Consider the following 20,581-nt stretch of genomic DNA (forward strand, 5'->3'; position numbering starts at 1 on the left):
TGCGGACTCTTTCGACAGAACTTATGGATTCAGCGCGAATGACGCGGAAATCACCTTGTGACTTACTTCTTCTTCTCGCCCAGCGTTGGTGTTTCGTCAAAGAAGTTCCACGGTTTCAACAGCGCATGGGCCCATTCGGTTGGCATAATCGGCCACTCTTCGGCGCGTGCGACGTGGGTGGTGCCGGTGGTTATCCACACCACGTCATCGTTATTTTTCAGCGACTCGTCATCCTTCGCATATTGTCCCAGGCCGGTGTCATGCACCGAACGGTTCGGGTATTTGCCTTCCGGATAACGCTCTTCCTGATGGTAACGAGTGACCCACAGCTGCTTATCCATAAAGCTCAGACGATGATAAATCCACTCGTCAGGGGCAAATTTCGCGCCGGTTGCCGCCGGGTGGGTGCCGCCCGCGTAAGGGATAATCTGGTATGACACCGGATTGCCCATGCGGTTTTCTTTGGTGGTGTTGCTCAACAGGCGAATAGTGCCTGGGTCATATTTCTGCGCGGCTTTCTGCTCGGTTTCGATGTCGTACTGATTCACCTGCATGGTGCTGGTACGCGGGCCGCCGCTGGTGTTTGGCTTCACTTCAGGATCCATCGCCACCAGGCTGTTATTTTCGCCGTCCACGTCGAGATCGAGGCGGAAGTTGTAAATATGCTGGTGGGTGGTGCCGACGATATTATGGTCGATCAACGTCCCGTAGCGGGTATCGTCTTTGGCGCTTGGATCGTGCATGGTTTTCGCCAGCACGCCTTTCACCGCTTCAATCCCGGTCGCCCCGGCATCGATACCGATGGTGCCGTTTTCGTGGAATACCCAGTCGAAGATGTAGTCGTAGTTACCGACGGTGCTTATCCAACGTACGACAAGTTCACGGCGTTCGGTACTGACGTTCGGCTGGCCCATCTCCTGGTGCTTATATTCCGGTCCCGCGTAGCGTTCGAAAATGGCTACCGCGCGTGGGATCGTGGTCGGCGTACCGGTGTAATCGGCAATGGTTTCATCCAGCAGCACGGCGTTGGACGGTGCATCTTTGCCGCGCGCGATAGGCGAGGTCAGGGTACCCATGCCGTAATCACCGGAATCCAGGTAAGCTTTGAAGTACCAGCCGACATCCGGGTCGCCGTAAGGCACAATCATCCCGCCCAGTGAACCTTCGTACATCACCTGGCGTTTCTTACCGTTGTCGTTATAGGTCACGGTAGAGAGAATCGGCCCGACGCGGGAGTTCAGACGCAGGTGGAAGTCCCAGTTCTGCCAGTGCACCATATCGCCGGTGATGGTGTAGTTTTTGCCTTCTGGTTCGATGATATCCAGCGGTTTCACCGATTTTGCCACGCGATCGCGGCCATCAAATGGACGAGATTCCATCGGCACCGGAATGACCGGGCCTTCTTCGATCTTGATGATTTTCTTCTGCTCAAGGTCAACGACCGCGACCAGGTTTTCAATCGGGTGCGCCCAGTAGTTACCGTCGCCGGTGTCGAGATAGCTGACCACTTTCAGCAGACGTGCATCCTGCTTGAGGCCATCTTTGCCGTCGAAATAACCAACGGTCAGCGGGGTGGTGACGACCTTGGTGGTGTCTTTAATTCCGTGTTTTTTCAGCACTTCAGCAAACTCGGTGCTGGCGTTGATAATGTTCTGCACGCTGACGAAATCGTCGATCAGCACCATGCCATGGGCGTCTTTAATAGGCGTCCAGGAGAGGATCTTTTTATTTTGCAGATCGACCACGGCTTCGATCACGTGCTTGCCGTCGAGCATAATCACGTCGGCGGTACGTGGTGCATTAACCGGGGTGCCGTTGAGGGCAAAATCCCACACCGCTTTTTTATCCGGCTCGTGCAGGGAAATCTCGGTGAAACGGGTATTAGCCTGGAATTCAGGCGCGGCCTTAACAATCGTTACCGCTTCGCCAATTTCTGCCGATGACAGGGAATTCAGCGGGTGAGGTACTTTCTCAACCTGGAAGGTCTGGTCAAGGCCGGACTGGAAAACGTCGTTGATAAAGGTGTCGGAAATCCACGCCTTGCCTTTTTTCATCACCACCGGTGCCTGAAGATTCAAGGTTTTACCGTTGAGAACCGCGGTCTTTGCGCCCGGTTTTACCTTTACGTAGGCACCGTCTTTAATCAGGGTATACATCTGCGCGTAGTCATCCCACTGCACATCTGCACCAAACTCTTGCAAGGTTTTGTCCATTGGCACCATATGTGCTTCGCCACCATGGGCGAAGGCCGGGCTTTGCCAGGCGCAACACAGCGCGATAGCCAGCGCGAGCGCCGTTTTACGTTTAGACAGATTCAAAGCTTTAGACATTGTGACCTCATCTTATCGTTATGTTGTGCCGTGCCAGGCTTTTCTTGTTCAGTCTCTTAACCTAACAGCAGAACGTCATTAAGCGTTTGCTTGCGCTTGCCAGGTTATTTGTCAGTTTTGCCAGTTACAAAAAATGCCTCCGCAGAGGCATTGGCTAAATTGTTGCGCTGGCTCGACGTTGGCACACGCCGTTATCATGCCGGGATGGCGACCGCGTTAGGCAGGGAAATCACCCTGCTGACGGGCAACCAGCGTCAGGATGGAGTAGAGGGCGACCGCCTGCTGATGCTGGTTGAAAATCTCCACCGACCATTCCACCACGCCGGTGGCTTTCTCCTCGGCATTGCGCTGGCGTTTGACCGTTTTACGCTTGCAGGTCAGGCGAACCTGGATGGTATCGCCCGGTTTTACCGGCTCGATAAAGCGCAGGTTTTCCATGCCGTAGTTGGCGATAACCGGGCCGACGCCCGCATCAACAAACAGACCGGCAGCGGCAGAAATCAGGAAATAACCGTGCACCACGCGCTCGCCAAAAATCGACTCGGCGGCGGCAATTTTGTCCATGTGGGCGTAGAAGTGATCGCCGCTCAGACAGGCAAAGTTAACGATGTCCGCCTCGGTTAGCGTTCGGCGTGGCGTCAGCAGGCTATCGCCCGGCTGGATCTCTTCAAAGTATTTACGGAACGGGTGAATGCGGTCTTCCGCTACCTGCGCGCCGCGCACCCACTGCTGACCGATAGCGGCCAGCATGGTTGGGCTACCCTGAATCGCCGTGCGCTGCATGTAATGTTTCACCGAACGCAGACCGCCCAGCTCTTCGCCGCCGCCGGCACGTCCCGGGCCTCCGTGGACCAGCTGCGGCAATGGGGAACCGTGGCCGGTGGATTCAACGGAGGATTCTTCGTTCAACACCTGAATACGACCGTGCGCACGCGCAGCACCAAGAATAAACTCACGCGCCAGTGCACCGCTGGCGGTCACCAGCGTCCCGGCCAGGCTACCGCCGCCTGCGCGCGCCAGCTGCATGGCGTGGTCGCTATTCTGATACGGCATCAGCGTAGCTACCGGGCCAAAGGCTTCGATGGCGTGAACGGCGGAGACTTCATCCGGCTGGGTACACAGCAGCAGCGTCGGCGGGAAGAAGGCCCCGGCGGCGTTAAGATCGGCGTTACCGCCGAGCAGCACTTCACAACCGGCCTGCACCAGGCGGTTAACGTTGTCCTGCACATCCTGGCGCTGTTCGGCGTTGACCAGCGCACCCATCTTCACGCCTTCCTGCGCCGGGTCGCCGACTACCACTTTTTGCAGACGGGCAATCAGCGCGTCGCTCACCGCCTTAATCTGCGCCTGCGGCACGATAATACGGCGGATAGCGGTACATTTTTGCCCGGCTTTCGCCGTCATCTCACGCACCACTTCGCGGATAAACAGCGCAAATTCTGGCTGTTCAGGGGTCACGTCGTCACCTAAAACGCAGCAGTTCAGGGAGTCGGCTTCCATGGTGAACGGGATTGATTTCGCCACCAGATTCGGATGCACGCGCAGCTGCTGTCCGGTATGGGCCGAACCGGTAAAGGTCACCACGTCCTGGCTATCGAGCTCGTCGAGCAGCGAACCCGCGCCACCGCAAATCAGGCTGATTGCGCCGTTTGGTACCAGGCCGCTCTCGACAATCGCTTTCACCATTGCCTGCGTCAGCTGTGCGGTGGCGGTGGCCGGTTTGATGATGGCGGGCATCCCGGCAAGCCAGGTCGGTGCCAGCTTTTCTAACATGCCCCAGCACGGGAAGTTGAAGGCGTTGATATGCACCGCCACCCCGGATTTCGAGGTCAGCACGTGACGGGCGGCAAAACCGCCTTGTTTAGACAGCGGGATCAATTCATCTTCCGGCCACAGGGTATCGTCCGGCAGCTCACGGCCACCCAGACCTGCGTAAGTAAAGAGGGTACCAATCCCGCCTTCAATATCCACCCAGCTGTCGGCGCGCGTTGCGCCGGTTTCGGCAGAAATGGCGTAGAAATCGGCTTTCAGCTCCAGCAGATGCTTCGCCACCGCTTTGAGCATTGCGCTGCGTTCAATAAAGGTCATTGCCTGTAATGCTTTGCCGCCGTGCTCAATCGCGAAACGACGCGCCTGCGCCATATCCAAACCTTCGCTGGTCACTTCCCACAGTGCTTCGCCGCTGATGGCGTGATGAATGGCGCGGGTGCGGCCCTGGCCTGTCTGCCAGGTGCCGGATAAATAGCTGGCTAACTTCTGCATCGTAAATCTCCAGATATGTTACGTAATCTCGCTATAAATAGTTCTTTTCTGAATCACAAAATGCAAGCCTGATTTTAATAATTTGTTAACAATGCGATCGCGGACACTAAGCGCTAATGCGCCATGTAGCTGTTTGTAAGGGGTTTTGCAAAAGCCTTTGCGGTACGCATCACAAAATTCACAAACAAAATTTGTGGTTTTATTTAACTAAGATGTAACTTTTATAAAACAAAGTGATTCACAAAAATTGATTTGTTGAATTTATCGGAATCATAAGGTGATGACGTGACAGAAGAACAACGCTTTGACCAGCGCATCGCGCAGGAAACAGCCATCGAACCGCAGGACTGGATGCCCGATGCCTACCGTAAAACGCTGATCCGCCAGATTGGCCAGCATGCGCATTCGGAAATCGTCGGCATGCTGCCGGAAGGTAACTGGATAACCCGCGCACCGACTCTGCGCCGCAAGGCAATTCTGCTGGCGAAAGTGCAGGATGAAGCCGGGCACGGCCTGTATCTCTACAGCGCCGCCGAAACCCTCGGCTGCGCCCGCGAAGACCTGTATCAGAAGATGCTCGACGGTCAGATGAAGTACTCCTCCATCTTTAACTACCCAACCCTGACCTGGGCCGACATTGGCGTGATTGGCTGGCTGGTTGATGGTGCGGCGATCGTCAACCAGGTCGCGCTGTGCCGGACCTCATACGGCCCGTATGCACGAGCGATGGTGAAAATCTGTAAAGAAGAGAGCTTCCACCAGCGTCAGGGCTTTGAAGCCTGCATGGCGCTGGCGGCGGGCAGCGAAGAGCAGCGTCAGATGCTGCAGGACGCTATCAACCGTTTCTGGTGGCCAGCGCTGATGATGTTTGGGCCAAGCGATGACAATTCGCCAAACAGCGCCCGCAGCATGGCGTGGAAAATCAAACTGCACTCCAACGATGAACTGCGTCAGCGCTTTGTCGACAACACCGTTCCACAGGTGGAAATCCTCGGCATGAAGGTGCCGGATGCCGACCTGCAGCTGGACGCGGAGACCGGTCACTATCGCTACGGCGAAATTGACTGGCAGGAACTCAACGAAGTTATCAACGGTCGTGGCATCTGTAACCACGAACGTCTGGGCGCAAAACGCAAGGCCTGGGAAGAGGGGGCATGGGTGCGCGAAGCCGCGCTGGCGCATGCTCAAAAACAACAGTCCCGCGACGCCGCCTAAGGAGAAAGAGAATGAGCAACACATACTGGCCGTTATACGAAGTTTTTGTCCGCAGCAAACAGGGGCTGTCGCACCGTCACGTGGGAAGCCTGCACGCCGCCGATGATCAGATGGCGCTGGAAAACGCCCGCGATGCCTATACCCGTCGCAGCGAAGGCTGCTCTATCTGGGTGGTGAAAGCCAGCAGCATCGTCGCCTCACAGCCGGAAGAACGCGGTGAGTTCTTCGACCCGGCGGAAAGCAAAGTCTACCGTCACCCGACGTTCTACACCGTGCCGGACGGCATGGAACATATGTGAGGCAGCGATGAATAACCTGAATCCCGTTGCAACGTATGCCCTGCGTCTGGGCGATAACGGCCTCGTGCTGGCCCAGCGCTTAGGTGCCTGGTGCGGCCACGCGCCGGAGCTGGAGATTGATCTGGCGCTGGCCAATATCGGTCTCGACCTGCTGGGCCAGGCGCGCAATTTCTTAAGCTATGCCGCTGAACTCTCCGGCAGCGGCGACGAAGACACGTTGGCCTTTGGCCGCGATGAACGTCAGTTCCGCAATCTGCTGCTGGTTGAACAACCGAACGGCAACTTTGCCGACACTATCGCTCGTCAGTTCTTTATCGACGTCTGGCACGTGGCGCTGTTCAGCCGCCTGGTGAACAGCCGTGATGCGCAGATTGCGGCGATTGCCGCCAAAGGGCTGAAAGAAGTGCGCTATCACCAGCGTTTTAGCCGCGGTTGGCTGGAGCGTCTGGGCAACGGCACCGAACTCTCCGCCCAACGGATGCAGCAGGCGGTCGACAACCTGTGGCGCTTTACCGGCGAGCTGTTTATGGCCGATGAGCTGGAATTAACGCTGGTTGAGCAGGGGATCGCCGTCGACTCGCGTGAACTTGAGGCCGAATGGCAGACCACGGTGCATACCGCGCTGCTCGACTCCTGCTTACAAATTCCACAAGAAGCGGCGTTCCGCAGCGGCGGCAAGCAGGGTCTGCACAGTGAACATCTGGGGCCGATGCTGGCAGAAATGCAGTATCTGCAGCGCGCGTATCCCGGTCAGCAGTGGTAATGGAGGTGGCTATGCAACGTCTGGCTGCAATCGCACCCGCCGAAGTGCGCACCGTCTGGGGATTGCTCAGCGCAATTCCTGACCCGGAGGTCCCGGTACTGACAATTACCGACCTTGGCATGGTCAGAAGCGTTGAACGTCATGGCGACGGCTGGGTGATTGGCTTTACGCCAACGTATTCCGGATGCCCGGCAACCGAGCACCTGCTGGGTGAGATTCGTTCGGTGATGACCGAGCACGGTTATACGCCGGTGCACATTGTTCTGCAGCTTGACCCGGCATGGACCACCGACTGGATGAGCCCGGACGCCCGCGAGCGCCTGCGGCAGTACGGCATTAGCCCGCCGCAGGCCCATGCCTGCCACGCGGAAATGCCGAGCGAAGTGCTGTGCCCGCGCTGCGGTAGCACCCACACCTCGCTGATTAGCGAATTCGGTTCGACGGCCTGTAAAGCGCTCTATCGCTGCGACAGCTGCCGTGAACCCTTTGATTACTTTAAATGTATTTGAGGTTGCGATGACAACATTTCATTCGCTTACCGTGGCAAGCGTCGAGGCGGAAACCCGCGATGCGGTGACGATCACCTTCGCCATTCCCGACGCGCTGCGTACCGCGTACGCTTTTCGTCCCGGCCAGCACCTGACGCTGAAAACCCGCCTTGGCGGTGAAGAACTGCGCCGCTGCTACTCCATCTGCCGCAGCCGCTCGCCGTCCGAAATCAGCGTGGCGGTGAAAGCTATCGACGGCGGCCGCTTCTCGCGCTATGCCCAGCACGATATCCAACAGGGCATGGAATTTGACGTGATGGTGCCGCAGGGCCACTTTGGCTATCAGCCGTCTGCCGAGCGCCGCGCCAACTACCTGGCGATTGCCGCCGGTTCCGGTATCACCCCAATGATGGCGATTATTGAAGCGACGCTGGCGACCGAAAGCGACAGCCGCTTCACGCTGATTTATGGCAACCGTAGCAGTCACAGCATGATGTTCCGCCAGGCTTTGGCCGACTTGAAAGACCGCTACCCGCAACGTTTGCAGGTGGTGCATCTGTTCAGCCAGGAGTCGATGGACAGCGATTTGCTGCAAGGGCGTATCGACGGCGACAAACTGCGCGCGCTCTCCGAACACCTGCTTGATTTCAGCCGCTTTGACGACGCATTTATCTGCGGCCCGTCGGCGATGATGGACGACGCGGAAACCACTCTGCACGCGCTGGGTATGCCGGAGAAATCCATTCACCTTGAGCGCTTCAACACCCCAGGCACCAGCGTGAAGCGTGCTACCGGCGTACAGGCGGAAGGCCGTACCGTTACGCTGCGTCAGGATGGCCGCGAGCGCCTGATTTCCCTGAGCGCCGAGGACGACAGTATTCTGGATGCCGCGCTGCGCCAGGGCGCTGACCTGCCGTTCGCCTGTAAAGGCGGCGTGTGCGCCACCTGTAAATGCAAAGTGGTCCGCGGTGAAGTGGCGATGGCCGCCAACTACAGCCTGGAAGCCGATGAACTGGCGGCGGGCTATGTGTTGAGCTGCCAGGCGCTGCCAACCAGCGGCGACGTGGTGGTCGACTTTGATGCGCGGGGGATGGCATGAGCGAACTGCTGATAACCCGCCATGACCGCGTACTTCAACTGACGCTGAACCGCCCGCAGGCGCGTAACGCCCTGAATAACGCGCTGCTTGGGCAGATTGCCGAGGCGCTGGAAAGCGCCGCGGCGGACGCCACGATTAGCGTCTGCGTCATCAGCGGCAACCCGCGCTATTTCGCCGCCGGGGCCGACCTTAATGAAATGGCGGAAAAAGATCTGCCCGCCACCTTCGACGATCTGCGTCCCCGTCTGTGGGCGCGTATCGACGCATTCAATAAGCCGCTGATTGCGGTGGTCAACGGCTACGCGCTGGGCGCGGGTTGTGAACTTGCGCTGCTGTGCGATCTGGTGATCGCCGGTGATAACGCCCGCTTCGGTTTACCGGAAATTACCCTGGGCACCATGCCGGGCGCCGGTGGTACCCAGCGCTTAATTCGCAGCGTCGGCAAAGCGCTGGCCAGCCGCATGGTGCTAAGCGGCGAAAGTATCGATGCCCAGCGTGCACAGCAGGCGGGGCTGGTGAGCGATATCCACCCGGCCAATCTCTCCGATGAATATGCGCTGAAGCTGGCGGCGACCATTGCCCGTCATTCACCGCTGGCGCTGCGCGCGGCCAAACAGGCGCTGCGTCTGTCACAGGAGGTGAATTTACAGGCTGGGCTGACCCAGGAACGCCAGCTATTTACGCTGCTGAGCGGCACGGAAGATCGTCGTGAAGGGATTGCTGCCTTCTTAGAAAAACGTACACCGGACTTTAAAGGACGCTAACCGTGGAAGCTTTCATTCAATGTGAGATTGAACAGGGCGTTATGACCCTGACGCTAAACCGCCCAGACCGCCTTAACAGCTTCAATGACGTGATGCACCAGCAGCTGTCCGATTGCTTAAAACAGGCCGAACGCGACGACACCATTCGCTGCCTGTTAATTACCGGCGCGGGACGCGGTTTTTGTGCCGGGCAGGATTTGAACGACCGCAACGTTGACCCAAGCGGCCCCGCGCCGGATTTGGGCATGTCGGTAGAGCGTTTTTACAACCCGCTGGTGCGCCGTCTGGCCGCGCTGCCAAAACCGGTTATCTGTGCGGTTAACGGCGTTGCCGCCGGTGCGGGTGCCACGCTGGCGCTGGGCTGTGACATTGTGATTGCCGCGCGTTCCGCCAAATTCGTGATGGCGTTTAGCAAACTCGGCCTGGTACCGGACTGCGGCGGAAGCTGGGTGCTGCCGCGCGTTGCCGGGCGCGCCCGTGCGATGGGCCTGGCGCTGTTGGGCGATAGCCTTAGCGCCGAACAGGCCGCGCAGTGGGGGATGATTTGGCAGGTGGTGGACGACGCAGAGCTGAAAGACACCAGTCTGACGATGGCTCGCCATTTCGCCTCACAGCCGACTTTTGGACTGGGGCTGATTAAAAAAGCGCTGCAGCTTTCCGAGACCCACACCCTTGACCAGCAGCTTGATGTCGAACGTGACTTCCAGCGTATGGCCGGGCGCAGCGACGATTACCGTGAAGGCGTCAGCGCCTTCCTCGCCAAACGCGCGCCACAGTTCAGCGGGAAATAGCCATGAGCCAGAATCAATTCACTGTCGCCGTGATTGGCGGCGGCACCATGGGCGCCGGCATTGTCGAAGTGGCGGCCAGCGCCGGGCACCCGGTGCGCCTGTATGACATCTCCGCAGAGGCGATTACCCGCGCCATCGACGGTATCCGCCAGCGTCTGGAAAGCCGCGTGAACCGGGGAAAACTCAGCGCCGAGCAGGCTCAGGCACTGCTTGCGCGTATTACGCCAGCCACCGAATTAAACCAGCTTGCCGATGCGCAGCTGGTGATTGAAGCGGCATCTGAGCGTCTGGAGATTAAACAGGCGCTGTTTAGCCAGCTGGCAGAGATCTGTTCGCCGTCTACGCTGCTGACCAGCAACACCTCGTCCATTTCTATTACCGCTATCGCCGCCGGTATCAAACACCCGGAACGCGTGGCGGGGCTGCATTTCTTTAATCCCGCGCCGGTGATGAAACTGGTGGAAGTGGTCAGCGGGCTGGCGACCTCTGCGGAAGTGGTAGAGCAGCTATGCGCCTGCGTAAGCCGCTGGGGCAAACAGGCGGTGCGCTGCCGCTCAACGCCGGGCTTTATCGTGAACCGCGTGGCGCGTCCTTATTACGCCGAAGCCTGGCGGGCGCTGGAAGAGCAGGTGGCGTCGGCGGAAGTCATCGATGCCGCACTGCGCGATGGTGGCGGTTTCCCGATGGGGCCGCTGGCGTTGACCGATTTAATCGGCCAGGACGTCAATTTCGCGGTCACCTGTTCGGTGTTTAACGCCTTCTGGCAGGACCGTCGTTTTCTGCCGTCGCTGCTGCAACAGGAGCTGGCGATAGCCGGGCGTCTGGGCAAAAAAAGCGGCCACGGCGTTTACCGTTGGCCGGCGGAAACCCAGCCAGAACTGGCTGAGCCGACATTAACAGCTGATTCAGCCGCGCAAATTACTATCAGTGACAACGTCACTAAGTTGGATGGCGTTTTGCTGCTCGAGACCTGCGGGGAAACCGCGCTGGCCTTAAGCGTGCGTCATGGTTGCCCGGTGGTGGTTTATGACCACAGTGCGGGCGATACCGTGGTGCTGGCAGCTTCCGCCACCAACTTACCGGCCGAGACCGATAAAGCCGTGTACCACTTCCAGCAACAGGGCAAAAAAGTGCTGCGTATCGCAGATTACCCTGGCCTGTTGGTGTGGCGCACGGTGGCGATGCTGGCTAACGAAGCGCTGGATGCGGTGCAAAAAGGCGTTGCCAGCGCCGAAGATATCGACACCGCCATGCGTCTGGGCGTGAACTATCCCCGTGGCCCGCTGGCCTGGGGCGAATCGCTCGGCTGGGGACGCGTACTGCGTCTGCTGGAAAACCTTCAACAGCACTACGGCGAAGAACGCTACCGCCCGAGTGCACTGCTGCGCCACAAGGCGCTCCTGGAGATGCGTCATGAGTAACGAAGCCTGGCGCAACGCCCGCGCCATGTACGAGAAAGATACCTGCGCTCGCGCGCTGGGGATTGAGATTATCGAAATGGACGATGGCTACGCGCAGATGACCATGGCGGTGACGCCGTCAATGCTCAACGGCCATCAGACCTGCCACGGCGGGCAGCTGTTTTCGCTGGCCGATACCGCGTTTGCCTACGCCTGCAATAGCCAGGGGCTGGCCGCGGTGGCCTCGGCCGCCAGCATCGATTTTCTTCGTCCGGCGTTTACCGGCGACCTGTTGACCGCCACCGCGCGGGTGAAACAGCAGGGCAAGCTGACCGGCGTTTACGACATTGAAATTGTTAATCAGCAGCAAAAAACCGTCGCTCTGTTTCGCGGCAAATCACACCGCATCGGCGGCACTATCACGGGAGAAGTCTAATGCGTGACGCGTTTATTTGTGACGGAATTCGTACTCCGATTGGCCGCTACGGCGGCGCGCTGGCGGGCGTCCGTGCCGACGATCTGGCGGCGATCCCGCTGCGCGAACTGTTAAGCCGTAACCCACGTCTGGATGCCAGCTGTATCGATGATGTGATTTTCGGTTGCGCCAACCAGGCGGGTGAAGATAATCGCAACGTGGCGCATATGGCGACGCTGCTGGCGGGTTATCCGCACAGCGTGGCGGGCACCACCATTAACCGTCTGTGCGGTTCGGGTCTTGATGCCATCGGCTTCGCCGCGCGCGCCATCAAAGCCGGTGATGCAGACCTGCTGATTGCCGGTGGCGTCGAGTCGATGTCTCGCGCACCGTTCGTGATGGGCAAAGCCACATCCGCCTTCCAGCGTCAGGCCGAAATGTTTGATACCACCATCGGCTGGCGTTTTGTGAACCCGCTCATGCAGCAACAATTTGGTACTGACAGCATGCCGGAAACGGCGGAGAATGTAGCTGAATTGTTAAATATCAGCCGCGAAGATCAGGACGCCTTTGCTTATCGTAGCCAGCAGCGTACGGCGCAAGCCCAGCGCGACGGCATTCTGGCGCAGGAAATCGTGCCGGTGCAGATTATCGGCAAGAAGGGCGCGGTGAGCGCGGTCCGCGATGATGAGCATCCGCGTGCGGAAACCACGCTCGAACAGCTGGCGGCACTGAAAACCCCATTCCGTAAAGGTGGCGTCGTCACCGCCGGTAACGCTTCCGGCGTCAACGATGGCGCGGCGGCGATGATCATCGCCAGCGAACAACAGGCATTCGCCCAAGGACTGACGCCGCGAGCGCGCATTGTGGCGATGGCGACGGCAGGCGTTGAGCCAAAGTACATGGGGCTGGGTCCGGTTCCGGCGGTACGTAAAGTGCTGGAACGCGCCGGGCTGAATATTAACGATATGGACGTGATTGAACTCAATGAAGCCTTTGCCGCTCAGGCGCTGGGCGTGATGAGGCAGCTTGGGCTGGCGGATGACGCCGCGCACGTGAATCCAAACGGTGGCGCCATCGCTTTAGGCCATCCGCTGGGCATGAGCGGCGTGCGCCTGGCGCTGGCGGCAAGCCTGGAGCTGGAACGACGCAATGGACGCTATGCGCTGTGTACGATGTGTATTGGCGTGGGCCAGGGCATTGCCCTGATCCTCGAGCGAGTGTGAGCTAATTGACCTGCGAGTACCCTAAAAAAATGACAACTACAACAACATTAGATCCGATTGAAACCGCATCGCGTGACGAATTACAGGCTCTGCAAACCGAACGTCTGAAATGGACGCTCAAGCACGCCTATGAAAATGTACCGATGTATCGCCGTAAGTTCGACGCAGCGGGTGTGCATCCGGATGATTTCCGTGAGCTGAGCGACCTGAGTAAGTTTCCCTGCACCACCAAGCAGGATCTGCGTGATAACTATCCGTTCGACACCTTTGCGGTGCCGATGGAGCAGGTGGTGCGTATCCATGCGTCGTCCGGGACCACCGGCAAGCCGACCGTGGTCGGCTATACGCAAAACGATATCGACACCTGGGCCAATATCGTCGCCCGCTCGCTGCGCGCAGCCGGCGGCTCGGCAAAGGATAAAATCCACGTGGCCTATGGTTATGGCCTATTTACCGGCGGCCTGGGCGCGCACTACGGTGCGGAACGTTTAGGGGCGACGGTGATCCCGATGTCCTGCGGCCAGACTGAAAAGCAGGCGCAGCTGATTCGTGATTTCAAACCTGACATGATCATGGTGACGCCGTCCTACTGTCTGAACCTGATTGAAGAGCTGGAACGCCAGATGGGCGGCGACGCGCGCGGCTGTTCACTGCGCACCGGCGTGTTTGGCGCCGAGCCGTGGACCGCCGGTATGCGGGCGGAAATTGAGCGCCGCCTCGGCATTACCGCGCTGGATATTTACGGCCTGTCAGAAGTGATGGGCCCAGGCGTGGCGATGGAGTGCATCGAAACCAGCGACGGCCCAACCATCTGGGAAGACCATTTCTTCCCGGAAGTGGTTAACCCGGAAGACGGTACGCCGCTGGCTGACGGCCAGCACGGTGAACTGCTGTTCACTACGTTGACCAAAGAAGCACTGCCGGTTATTCGCTACCGCACCCGTGACCTGACGCGCTTGCTGCCGGGCACCGCCCGCACCATGCGCCGGATGGATCGCATCAGCGGCCGCAGCGACGACATGCTGATTATTCGCGGCGTGAACGTCTTCCCATCGCAGCTGGAAGAAGAGATCCTCAAGATTGAACATCTGGCACCGCATTATCAGCTGGAAGTGGATCGTCGCGGGCATCTTGATTCGCTTTCCGTGCGCGTCGAGCTCAAAGAAAGTAGCTTAACGCTGAGCCACGAACAGCGCTGTCAGATTTGCCATCATCTGCGTCACCGCATTAAATCGATGGTCGGGATTTCCACCGACGTCAGCATCGTTAACTGCGGCAGTATTCCGCGCTCAGAAGGCAAAGCATGTCGCGTGTTTGACCTGCGCAAGGCCGCAGCAAACGGTTGATCGGCTGTAAACCATGTAGGTCTGATAAGCAGACGGAGTTGTGCGAAGGCGTCGGATGACGGCTTCGCCTTATCCGACCTACGGCACGGACCTTTTGATCTGATAAGCGCAGCGCCTTCAGACGGAATGGTGCAGGGTTGTCGGATGGCGGCGTTGCCTCATCCGACCTACCAATGCTGGCATATCGGGAAATTATTCCTGTGCTATGATTCGAAAAGGATATAAATAACAATAGAATGAATCATATGGACAAACTCGATAGCTTTATTCAACAGGCGGTGACGACGATGCCTATTAGCGGCACATCGCTTATCGCCTCGTTATACGGTGACTGCTTATCCCAGCGCGGCGGTGAAGTCTGGCTGGGGAGCGTGGCCGCCTTATTAGACGGATTGGGTTTTGGCGAACGCTTTGTGCGCACCGCGTTGTTTCGCCTCAACAAAGAAGAGTGGCTGGACGTGATACGTATCGGTCGCCGCAGCTTCTATCGTCTGAGCGATAAAGGGCTGCGCTTAACCCGCCGCGCGGAGAGTAAAATCTACCGCGCCAGCGCGCCGGAGTGGGACGGCACCTGGCTGCTGCTGCTATCGGAAGGGTTAGAAAAATCGATGCTGGCCGAGGTGAAAAAGCAGCTGATCTGGCAGGGATTTGGTGTGCTTGCGCCGAGCCTGTTGGCGTCGCCTTCGCAGAAACTTGCCGATGTACAGTCGCTGCTGCATGAAGCCGGCGTGGCGGAAAACGTCATCTTCTTTGAAGCCCATTCGCCGCTGGCGATCTCCCGCGCTGCGCTGCGTGAACGGGTGGAAGAGTGCTGGCATCTGACCGAACAAAACGCCATGTACGAGGCGTTTATCTCGCTATTTCGTCCGCTATTACCGCTGCTGCGTGATGCCGAGCCGGATGAGTTAACACCGGAACGCTGCTTCCAGATTCGTCTGCTGCTGATCCATTTCTATCGCCGCGTGGTGCTTAAAGACCCGCTGCTGCCGGAAGAGTTGCTGCCCGCTCACTGGCTGGGGCAGACGGCACGCCAGCTGTGTATCAATATCTATCAACGCGTTGCACCCGGCGCCCAGGCTTTTGTCAGTGAAAAAGGCGAAAGCTCGGTGGGCGAACTTCCCGCGCCGGGGCCGCTCTATTTTCAACGCTTCGGTGGTTTACCCGAAGCGTAACAGGAGATGCCATGCCGATTTACCAGATGGACGGGATGATCCCGGTGGTTCCCGCAGAAAGCTATGTGCACCCAACCGCCGTACTGATTGGCGATGTTATCCTTGGTAAAGGGGTTTATGTGGGGCCGAACGCCAGCCTGCGCGGTGATTTTGGCCGTATCGTGGTGAAAGATGGTGCCAATATTCAGGATAACTGCGTGATGCACGGTTTTCCGGGGCAGGATACGGTGGTGGAAGAGGACGGGCACATCGGTCATGGGGCGATCCTCCATGGCTGCGTCATTGGTCGCAACGCATTAGTTGGCATGAGCGCGGTGATTATCGACGGGGCCAGCATTGGTGAAAACAGCATTGTCGGCGCATCGGCGTTTGTTAAAGCCCGCGCCGAGATGCCGGCCAACCACCTGATTGTCGGCAGCCCAGCGAAGGCCATTCGCAGCTTAACCGAGCAGGAACTGACGTGGAAAAAGCAGGGCACCCGCGAGTACCAGGTGCTGGTTGAACGCTGCCAGAATACGCTGTTTGAAGTACAGCCGCTGACCGAGGAAGAACCCAATCGTAAGCGGCTGGAGTTTGATGACGACCTGAAACCAAAATCGTCTATTTAGTATCGCGCAGCGCCTCGACCAGCAACGAAAAGGCGGTGGTGTGCTGGCGACGGCTGGGATAGTACAGATAGCAGCCAGCAAACGGCGCGCACCAATCGGCGAGCACCTGCTGTAAACGCCCATCGGCAATGGCTTCGCGTACCGTATCGTCCGGCACATACGCCAGTCCAAGCCCGGCCTCGGCGGCATCAAGCCGTTGCGGCAGGCAGTTGAGAGTCAGCTGGCCTTCTACACGCACCCGCAGCGGTTCGCCGTTTTGTTCGAACTCCCACGCATACAGCCCGCCGCGCGTCGGCAGGCGCATGTTGATGCAGCGATGCTGCTGCAAATCATGCGGAGTTTGCGGCACGCCATACTTTGCCAGATAGGCCGGTGAACCCACGACAGCCATCCGCATATCCGGCGCAATCCGCACCGCAATCATATCGCGTGCCACCTGCTCGCCGAGCCGCACCCCCGCGTCGTAGCGCGCATCAACAATATCGGTCAGGCCGTTATCAACGGTGACTTCGATATTGATATCCGGGTATTGCTGCATAAAGGCTTTTAACTTCGGCCATAATACTTCGTTCATCGCATGTTCACCGGCGGTCAGGCGAATGTTGCCCGCCGGATGTTCGCGCGAATCTCGCAGGGCGGAGATCTCCTGCTCAATTTCCAGCAGGTGCGGGCTCAGGCGCTGATAGAGTTTTTCTCCGGCTTCGGTCGGCGCGACGTTGCGGGTTGTGCGGGTTAGCAGGCGAACATCCAGTCGACTTTCCAGATTACGCATCGCATGACTTAATGCGGACTGCGACACCCCAAGCTGCGCGGCGGCACGGGTAAAGCTGCGCTCGCGGGCGACCACCATAAAGGAGATCAGATCGTTAATATTGTCTTTTAGCATCGGAGGCAGACCATTGATGAATTTGGTTCATATTTTCGCAGGATTTATTTAGTGTAATATCCACAGGTTTATATGCAACTCTCTGAACGTTAGCGAGGACCGATGAAAATCAATGTGGTCGGAACCAGTGGCGTCGGCAAATCAACGCTGGCTCGCCGTCTGGCGCAAATACTCTCACTGCCGTATATCGAAATGGACCGGCTCTACTGGCGGCCCGATTGGCAGGGAACACCCGATGATGAACTGTTCGCGAAGCTTACCGAAGCCACCAACGCCCCGGGCTGGGTGCTGGACGGCAACTATAACCGCAGTCGCCCGGTAAAGTGGCGGGATGTTGATATGGTGGTGTGGGTTGATTACGGTTTCTGTCGCACTCTGCGCCAGGCCGTATCGCGCGCCGCTACGCGTGCCTGGCGACGACAGGAACTGTGGCCCGGCACCGGCAACCGCGAAAGCTTTCGCCGATCGTTTGCCAGCCGCGAGTCGATAATCTTGTGGACGCTAAAAACCTGGCGGGCCAACCGTCAGCGTTATCTCAGCGATATGCACGATCCGCGCTGGCAGCATATCCGCTTTGTGCGCTTGCAAAATCGCCGCGATACCGAAGCACTGGTGGCGGAATTGTTAGCCAAAAAAGTGAACTAATTCGCTGTTTTAGCGCACAAAAAGCCAGCCGTTTTTGCCATGCTATGATAGCTTAAAGGCTCTAATCATAAGGAGTCCTGCCCATGCCACACGTTGATATTAAATGTTTTCCCCGCGACCTGAGTGATGATCAAAAAACCGCGCTGGCCGCGGATATTGCCGAGGTTTTGATTCGCCATCTGAATACTAAAGATCGCGCGGTAAGCGTGGCGCTAAATCAGGTGCAGGAGAGCGACTGGCAGCAGGTGTGGGATAGCGAAATCGCCCCGCAGATGGAGACGCTGATTAAAAAGCCGGGCTATAGCATGTAACCGATTTGCCTGCTTTTCTGCGTTTTTTCGGGCTACGTTCAATACCATTGACGCGTAGCCCGAATTCCATTCTCAAGACTGAAAACCCTCGTACAGACTGTCGCCAGCCTTAAACCGGCTTATCGTCCGGCGTATTTGCGCGAATCTGCCTGCCGCTGGCGACAAAGGTTCCGGCACCAAGATGATGCAGCGTATTGCGCTTATCGTCGTCGAACTGCCAGCGACCGGCGACGAACGCCTGTTCATCGGCGGCTGCGGCGACTACTTCACCGAAGAGCGTGTCGTACTGAGCCGCCGCGGCGGTGGCGGGCAGTAACCGGCACTCCATCCACGCCAGACATTTTTCTTCTACCAGCGGTAGGCCAAGCACCGGGCCGGTTATTGCCGGAATACCGTAAGCGTTAAATTTATCTTCTTCACGTCCGCTGACGCTGCCGACCGCGTAGGTCCAACTGGCGGCGGCCACGCCCGGTACAACGATGCCAAAGGTGCCATTGCGTTCGATGATTTCCCGCGACCATGCGCTTTTATCGACCACGATGGCGATTCGCGGCGGCGCAAACTCGACCGGCATCGACCAGGCGGCGGCCATCACGTTGCGGCGTTTGGTTTCAACATCATAGCTGGTTATCAGAACGGTCGGACCGTGGTTAAGCAAGCGGCTGGCGTGCTGGAGTTCAACGGGGCGAAAACGGCTCATGGGTTTTCCTTTGCGTGAATAGACATATCTCTCGCCACACATTAAATCGCAATAAAAGCGTAATCAATACGTCATACCGCCTGCCTATAGTCGCCTGCACTAAGTCCCAAAGAGGATAACAATATGTTAGCTCCCCTGTATTTATCACAGGTGAGCGCCGCTGCGTCATCGCCACTCCCATGGGGAGGACGATAATGCGCGCGCTTACCGGCATTCGGCTCGACGGCATCTCCTTCGCCTTCGGCGCTACCACCGTACTTGAAAACATCTCATTGCACATCGAACCGGGCAGCATTGTTGCGCTGCTGGGGCCATCCGGCTGCGGCAAAAGCACGCTGCTGCGTCTGCTTGCGGGGCTGAGCGTTCCGGCGCAAGGCTCTATTCACTTTGGCGATCGACTGGTGGCAAAACCCGGTTGGGCAATGCAGCCGGAACAGCGCGATATCGGCATGGTTTTCCAGGATTACGCCCTGTGGCCGCATATGACGGCGGCGCAGAATGTGGCGTTTCCGCTACGGATGCGCGGTGTGCCATCAGGCGAACGCGAGCGGCGAGTCAACGAGGCGCTGGCGAGGGTCGGACTGGCGGACTTTGGCGGGCGGAAACCGTCGGGGCTTTCCGGCGGCCAGCAGCAGCGGGTGGCGCTGGCGCGAGCGATTGTTGCTGAACCGCGCGTACTGCTGTTCGATGAACCGCTCTCCAATCTCGATAGCGAACTGCGCGAGTCATTGTGCGTGGAGATGAGCCGCCTGCTGCGCCAGCTGGGTATTACCGCCGTTTACGTCACCCACGATCGCCGCGAAGCCGAGCTGTTAGCCGACCGCATTGTGCATCTTTCTGCGGGCAGCATTGCTGCTGTTCGCGCCGTTGCTTCATCCTCAGGGGAACTTGTATGAAATCCATTAAACAGGGCGTTGCGCTTGCCATGATGTTATCTGCCACCATGATTTCCAGCGCTCATGCGCTGACCGTGTATACCGCGGGCCCAGGTTCGCTGGCGAAAAGTCTCGCTAGCGGTTACGAGAAGAAAACCGGCGTGAAGGTGAATATCTTCCAGGCCACCACCGGCAAGGTGATGGCGCGTCTGGAGGCTGAACAGGCCAATCCACAGGCCGATGTGCTGATCTCCGCATCGTGGGATACGGCGGAAGATCTGCATCATCGCGGCTGGCTGCTGCCGTATCAGAGCGGTAATGCTGATAAGGTTCCGGCGGCGCTGAAATCGGCGGACTACGTGGCGCAGGGGATCTCGGCGTTAGGGATCGTATGGAATAGCAAAAGCGGCACCCCGGAACCAAAAGAGTGGCACGATCTGACCGAAGCGGCGTTTAAAGATAAGGTGACCACCCCCGACCCGGCGCTTTCTGGCGCATCGTTGGATTTGCTGATCGGGCTACAAAATGGCCTGGGAGACAAGGCCTGGACGCTGTTTGAGGCGCTGAAAAAGAACGGCATGGTGGTGAGCGGCCCGAATGCGCAGGCGGTGACGCCGGTGATGCAGGGGGCGAAAGCGGCGGTGTTCGGCGCGGTGGACTACGTCTCCTATGGCAATATCGCTCAGGGTGAGTCGCTGAAGGTGATTTTCCCGGCCAGCGGGACGGTGATTGCGCCGCGTCCGATGATGATCCTCAAAACAACTCAGCATGCGGATGATGCCAAAGCCTTTGTCGACTATGTGCTTTCGCCAGAAGGTCAGGCGATGGTGGCGGATGCGTGGTTGATGCCGGCGCGCAGCGATGTGCAGGCGAAACGTCCGCTGTTGGATGAACTGAAAATTCTGCCGACCACCAGCGACGGTAGCAGTGAACGCAGCGCGGTACTGTCCCGCTTCAACGGTTTGTTCGGTCAGTAATTCCTCTTT

The 20,581-nt window shown here is 58.3% G+C and carries 21 protein-coding genes; 17 read left to right on the forward strand and 4 right to left on the reverse strand.

What is annotated here, in order from left to right; translation table 11 throughout:
* Window positions 1–62 precede the first annotated feature (62 nt).
* Both tynA and paaZ read right to left on the reverse strand, forming a co-directional pair.
* Complete coding sequence (tynA, locus tag ABOC97_RS01065; RefSeq protein WP_349592966.1) at window positions 63–2,330, reverse strand: primary-amine oxidase; 2,268 nt, start codon at window positions 2,328–2,330, stop codon at window positions 63–65.
* Between the two features lie 216 nt (window positions 2,331–2,546).
* Entirely contained in the window at window positions 2,547–4,592 is a 2,046-nt protein-coding gene (paaZ, locus tag ABOC97_RS01070) for a phenylacetic acid degradation bifunctional protein PaaZ (RefSeq protein WP_349592969.1), read from the reverse strand.
* 285 nt (window positions 4,593–4,877) lie between these two features.
* On the opposite strand from paaZ, the gene paaA reads away from it, so the two are divergent.
* The 13 genes from paaA (at window position 4,878) to paaY (ending at window position 16,178) form a co-directional block, all read left to right on the forward strand.
* On the forward strand, window positions 4,878–5,807 hold the full coding sequence (paaA, locus tag ABOC97_RS01075; protein WP_349592971.1) for a 1,2-phenylacetyl-CoA epoxidase subunit PaaA: 930 nt from the start codon (window positions 4,878–4,880) through the stop codon (window positions 5,805–5,807).
* 11 nt (window positions 5,808–5,818) lie between these two features.
* Window positions 5,819–6,106: a 1,2-phenylacetyl-CoA epoxidase subunit PaaB gene (paaB, locus tag ABOC97_RS01080; RefSeq protein ID WP_052283318.1), complete on the forward strand. Its 288-nt coding sequence runs from the start codon at window positions 5,819–5,821 to the stop codon at window positions 6,104–6,106.
* A 7-nt stretch (window positions 6,107–6,113) separates the two neighbouring features.
* Complete coding sequence (gene paaC / locus ABOC97_RS01085; RefSeq protein WP_349592975.1) at window positions 6,114–6,869, forward strand: 1,2-phenylacetyl-CoA epoxidase subunit PaaC; 756 nt, start codon at window positions 6,114–6,116, stop codon at window positions 6,867–6,869.
* 11 nt (window positions 6,870–6,880) lie between these two features.
* Window positions 6,881–7,378, forward strand: coding sequence for a 1,2-phenylacetyl-CoA epoxidase subunit PaaD (gene paaD, locus ABOC97_RS01090; protein WP_234507744.1), 498 nt, complete (start codon window positions 6,881–6,883; stop codon window positions 7,376–7,378).
* 7 nt (window positions 7,379–7,385) lie between these two features.
* Entirely contained in the window at window positions 7,386–8,456 is a 1,071-nt protein-coding gene (gene paaE, locus ABOC97_RS01095; protein WP_349592979.1) for a 1,2-phenylacetyl-CoA epoxidase subunit PaaE, read from the forward strand.
* Window positions 8,453–9,220, forward strand: coding sequence for a 2,3-dehydroadipyl-CoA hydratase PaaF (gene paaF / locus ABOC97_RS01100; protein WP_349592982.1), 768 nt, complete (start codon window positions 8,453–8,455; stop codon window positions 9,218–9,220). Before paaE ends, paaF begins: the two co-directional genes overlap by 4 nt.
* Before the next feature lie 2 nt (window positions 9,221–9,222).
* The gene (gene paaG, locus ABOC97_RS01105; RefSeq protein ID WP_313157629.1) at window positions 9,223–10,011 is read left to right on the forward strand and encodes a 2-(1,2-epoxy-1,2-dihydrophenyl)acetyl-CoA isomerase PaaG; all 789 of its coding nucleotides are present in this window, start codon (window positions 9,223–9,225) and stop codon (window positions 10,009–10,011) included.
* A gap of 2 nt (window positions 10,012–10,013) precedes the next feature.
* A complete protein-coding gene (locus tag ABOC97_RS01110; protein WP_349592986.1) occupies window positions 10,014–11,432 on the forward strand; it encodes a 3-hydroxyacyl-CoA dehydrogenase in 1,419 nt (472 codons plus the stop codon).
* Window positions 11,425–11,847, forward strand: coding sequence for a hydroxyphenylacetyl-CoA thioesterase PaaI (gene paaI, locus ABOC97_RS01115; RefSeq protein ID WP_349592989.1), 423 nt, complete (start codon window positions 11,425–11,427; stop codon window positions 11,845–11,847). Before ABOC97_RS01110 ends, paaI begins: the two co-directional genes overlap by 8 nt.
* The gene (pcaF, locus tag ABOC97_RS01120; RefSeq protein WP_349592991.1) at window positions 11,847–13,052 is read left to right on the forward strand and encodes a 3-oxoadipyl-CoA thiolase; all 1,206 of its coding nucleotides are present in this window, start codon (window positions 11,847–11,849) and stop codon (window positions 13,050–13,052) included. Before paaI ends, pcaF begins: the two co-directional genes overlap by 1 nt.
* A gap of 29 nt (window positions 13,053–13,081) precedes the next feature.
* Window positions 13,082–14,398 carry a phenylacetate--CoA ligase PaaK gene (paaK, locus tag ABOC97_RS01125; protein ID WP_349592993.1) on the forward strand — a complete coding sequence of 439 codons (1,317 nt, stop codon included), beginning with the start codon at window positions 13,082–13,084 and terminating at the stop codon, window positions 14,396–14,398.
* A gap of 245 nt (window positions 14,399–14,643) precedes the next feature.
* Entirely contained in the window at window positions 14,644–15,570 is a 927-nt protein-coding gene (gene paaX / locus ABOC97_RS01130) for a phenylacetic acid degradation operon negative regulatory protein PaaX (RefSeq protein ID WP_349592996.1), read from the forward strand.
* An 11-nt stretch (window positions 15,571–15,581) separates the two neighbouring features.
* Window positions 15,582–16,178, forward strand: a complete 597-nt coding sequence (gene paaY / locus ABOC97_RS01135; protein WP_349592999.1) for a phenylacetic acid degradation protein PaaY — start codon at window positions 15,582–15,584, stop codon at window positions 16,176–16,178.
* Here the strand turns inward: paaY and ABOC97_RS01140 are convergent.
* The gene (locus tag ABOC97_RS01140; protein ID WP_349593002.1) at window positions 16,171–17,064 is read right to left on the reverse strand and encodes a LysR family transcriptional regulator; all 894 of its coding nucleotides are present in this window, start codon (window positions 17,062–17,064) and stop codon (window positions 16,171–16,173) included. The two genes, paaY and ABOC97_RS01140, sit on opposite strands and share 8 nt — an antisense overlap.
* Window positions 17,065–17,166: 102 nt before the next feature.
* On the opposite strand from ABOC97_RS01140, the gene ABOC97_RS01145 reads away from it, so the two are divergent.
* On the forward strand, window positions 17,167–17,709 hold the full coding sequence (locus ABOC97_RS01145; protein WP_349593004.1) for an AAA family ATPase: 543 nt from the start codon (window positions 17,167–17,169) through the stop codon (window positions 17,707–17,709).
* Window positions 17,710–17,792: 83 nt separating this feature from the next.
* A complete protein-coding gene (gene pptA, locus ABOC97_RS01150; protein WP_349593007.1) occupies window positions 17,793–18,020 on the forward strand; it encodes a tautomerase PptA in 228 nt (75 codons plus the stop codon).
* A 109-nt stretch (window positions 18,021–18,129) separates the two neighbouring features.
* Here pptA and ABOC97_RS01155 read toward each other — a convergent pair whose 3' ends face one another.
* Window positions 18,130–18,720, reverse strand: a complete 591-nt coding sequence (locus ABOC97_RS01155) for a flavin reductase family protein (RefSeq protein ID WP_061279722.1) — start codon at window positions 18,718–18,720, stop codon at window positions 18,130–18,132.
* Window positions 18,721–18,911: 191 nt separating this feature from the next.
* On the opposite strand from ABOC97_RS01155, the gene ABOC97_RS01160 reads away from it, so the two are divergent.
* Both ABOC97_RS01160 and ABOC97_RS01165 read left to right on the forward strand, forming a co-directional pair.
* Complete coding sequence (locus tag ABOC97_RS01160; RefSeq protein ID WP_349593525.1) at window positions 18,912–19,616, forward strand: ABC transporter ATP-binding protein; 705 nt, start codon at window positions 18,912–18,914, stop codon at window positions 19,614–19,616.
* Window positions 19,613–20,572, forward strand: a complete 960-nt coding sequence (locus ABOC97_RS01165) for an ABC transporter substrate-binding protein (protein ID WP_349593011.1) — start codon at window positions 19,613–19,615, stop codon at window positions 20,570–20,572. The genes ABOC97_RS01160 and ABOC97_RS01165 overlap by 4 nt, the downstream gene beginning before the upstream one ends.
* Window positions 20,573–20,581: the final 9 nt, after the last annotated feature.

The organism is Kluyvera huaxiensis (assembly GCF_040149365.1).
Taxonomy (GTDB): Bacteria; Pseudomonadota; Gammaproteobacteria; order Enterobacterales; family Enterobacteriaceae; genus Kluyvera; species Kluyvera intermedia_A.

Excerpts from the sequence above, each read along its gene's own strand:
- ABOC97_RS01140 (WP_349593002.1), bottom strand. The coding sequence starts at position 17,064 with ATGCTAAAAGACAATATTAACGATCTGATCTCCTTTATGGTGGTCGCC.
- paaB (WP_052283318.1), top strand. The coding sequence starts at position 5,819 with ATGAGCAACACATACTGGCCGTTATACGAAGTTTTTGTCCGCAGCAAA.
- paaF (WP_349592982.1), top strand. The coding sequence starts at position 8,453 with ATGAGCGAACTGCTGATAACCCGCCATGACCGCGTACTTCAACTGACG.
- tynA (WP_349592966.1), bottom strand. The coding sequence starts at position 2,330 with ATGTCTAAAGCTTTGAATCTGTCTAAACGTAAAACGGCGCTCGCGCTG.
- paaE (WP_349592979.1), top strand. The coding sequence starts at position 7,386 with ATGACAACATTTCATTCGCTTACCGTGGCAAGCGTCGAGGCGGAAACC.
- paaD (WP_234507744.1), top strand. The coding sequence starts at position 6,881 with ATGCAACGTCTGGCTGCAATCGCACCCGCCGAAGTGCGCACCGTCTGG.
- ABOC97_RS01110 (WP_349592986.1), top strand. The coding sequence starts at position 10,014 with ATGAGCCAGAATCAATTCACTGTCGCCGTGATTGGCGGCGGCACCATG.
- ABOC97_RS01145 (WP_349593004.1), top strand. The coding sequence starts at position 17,167 with ATGAAAATCAATGTGGTCGGAACCAGTGGCGTCGGCAAATCAACGCTG.
- paaZ (WP_349592969.1), bottom strand. The coding sequence starts at position 4,592 with ATGCAGAAGTTAGCCAGCTATTTATCCGGCACCTGGCAGACAGGCCAG.
- paaX (WP_349592996.1), top strand. The coding sequence starts at position 14,644 with ATGGACAAACTCGATAGCTTTATTCAACAGGCGGTGACGACGATGCCT.
- ABOC97_RS01155 (WP_061279722.1), bottom strand. The coding sequence starts at position 18,720 with ATGAGCCGTTTTCGCCCCGTTGAACTCCAGCACGCCAGCCGCTTGCTT.
- paaC (WP_349592975.1), top strand. The coding sequence starts at position 6,114 with ATGAATAACCTGAATCCCGTTGCAACGTATGCCCTGCGTCTGGGCGAT.
- paaK (WP_349592993.1), top strand. The coding sequence starts at position 13,082 with ATGACAACTACAACAACATTAGATCCGATTGAAACCGCATCGCGTGAC.
- paaI (WP_349592989.1), top strand. The coding sequence starts at position 11,425 with ATGAGTAACGAAGCCTGGCGCAACGCCCGCGCCATGTACGAGAAAGAT.
- pptA (WP_349593007.1), top strand. The coding sequence starts at position 17,793 with ATGCCACACGTTGATATTAAATGTTTTCCCCGCGACCTGAGTGATGAT.
- ABOC97_RS01165 (WP_349593011.1), top strand. The coding sequence starts at position 19,613 with ATGAAATCCATTAAACAGGGCGTTGCGCTTGCCATGATGTTATCTGCC.
- pcaF (WP_349592991.1), top strand. The coding sequence starts at position 11,847 with ATGCGTGACGCGTTTATTTGTGACGGAATTCGTACTCCGATTGGCCGC.
- paaY (WP_349592999.1), top strand. The coding sequence starts at position 15,582 with ATGCCGATTTACCAGATGGACGGGATGATCCCGGTGGTTCCCGCAGAA.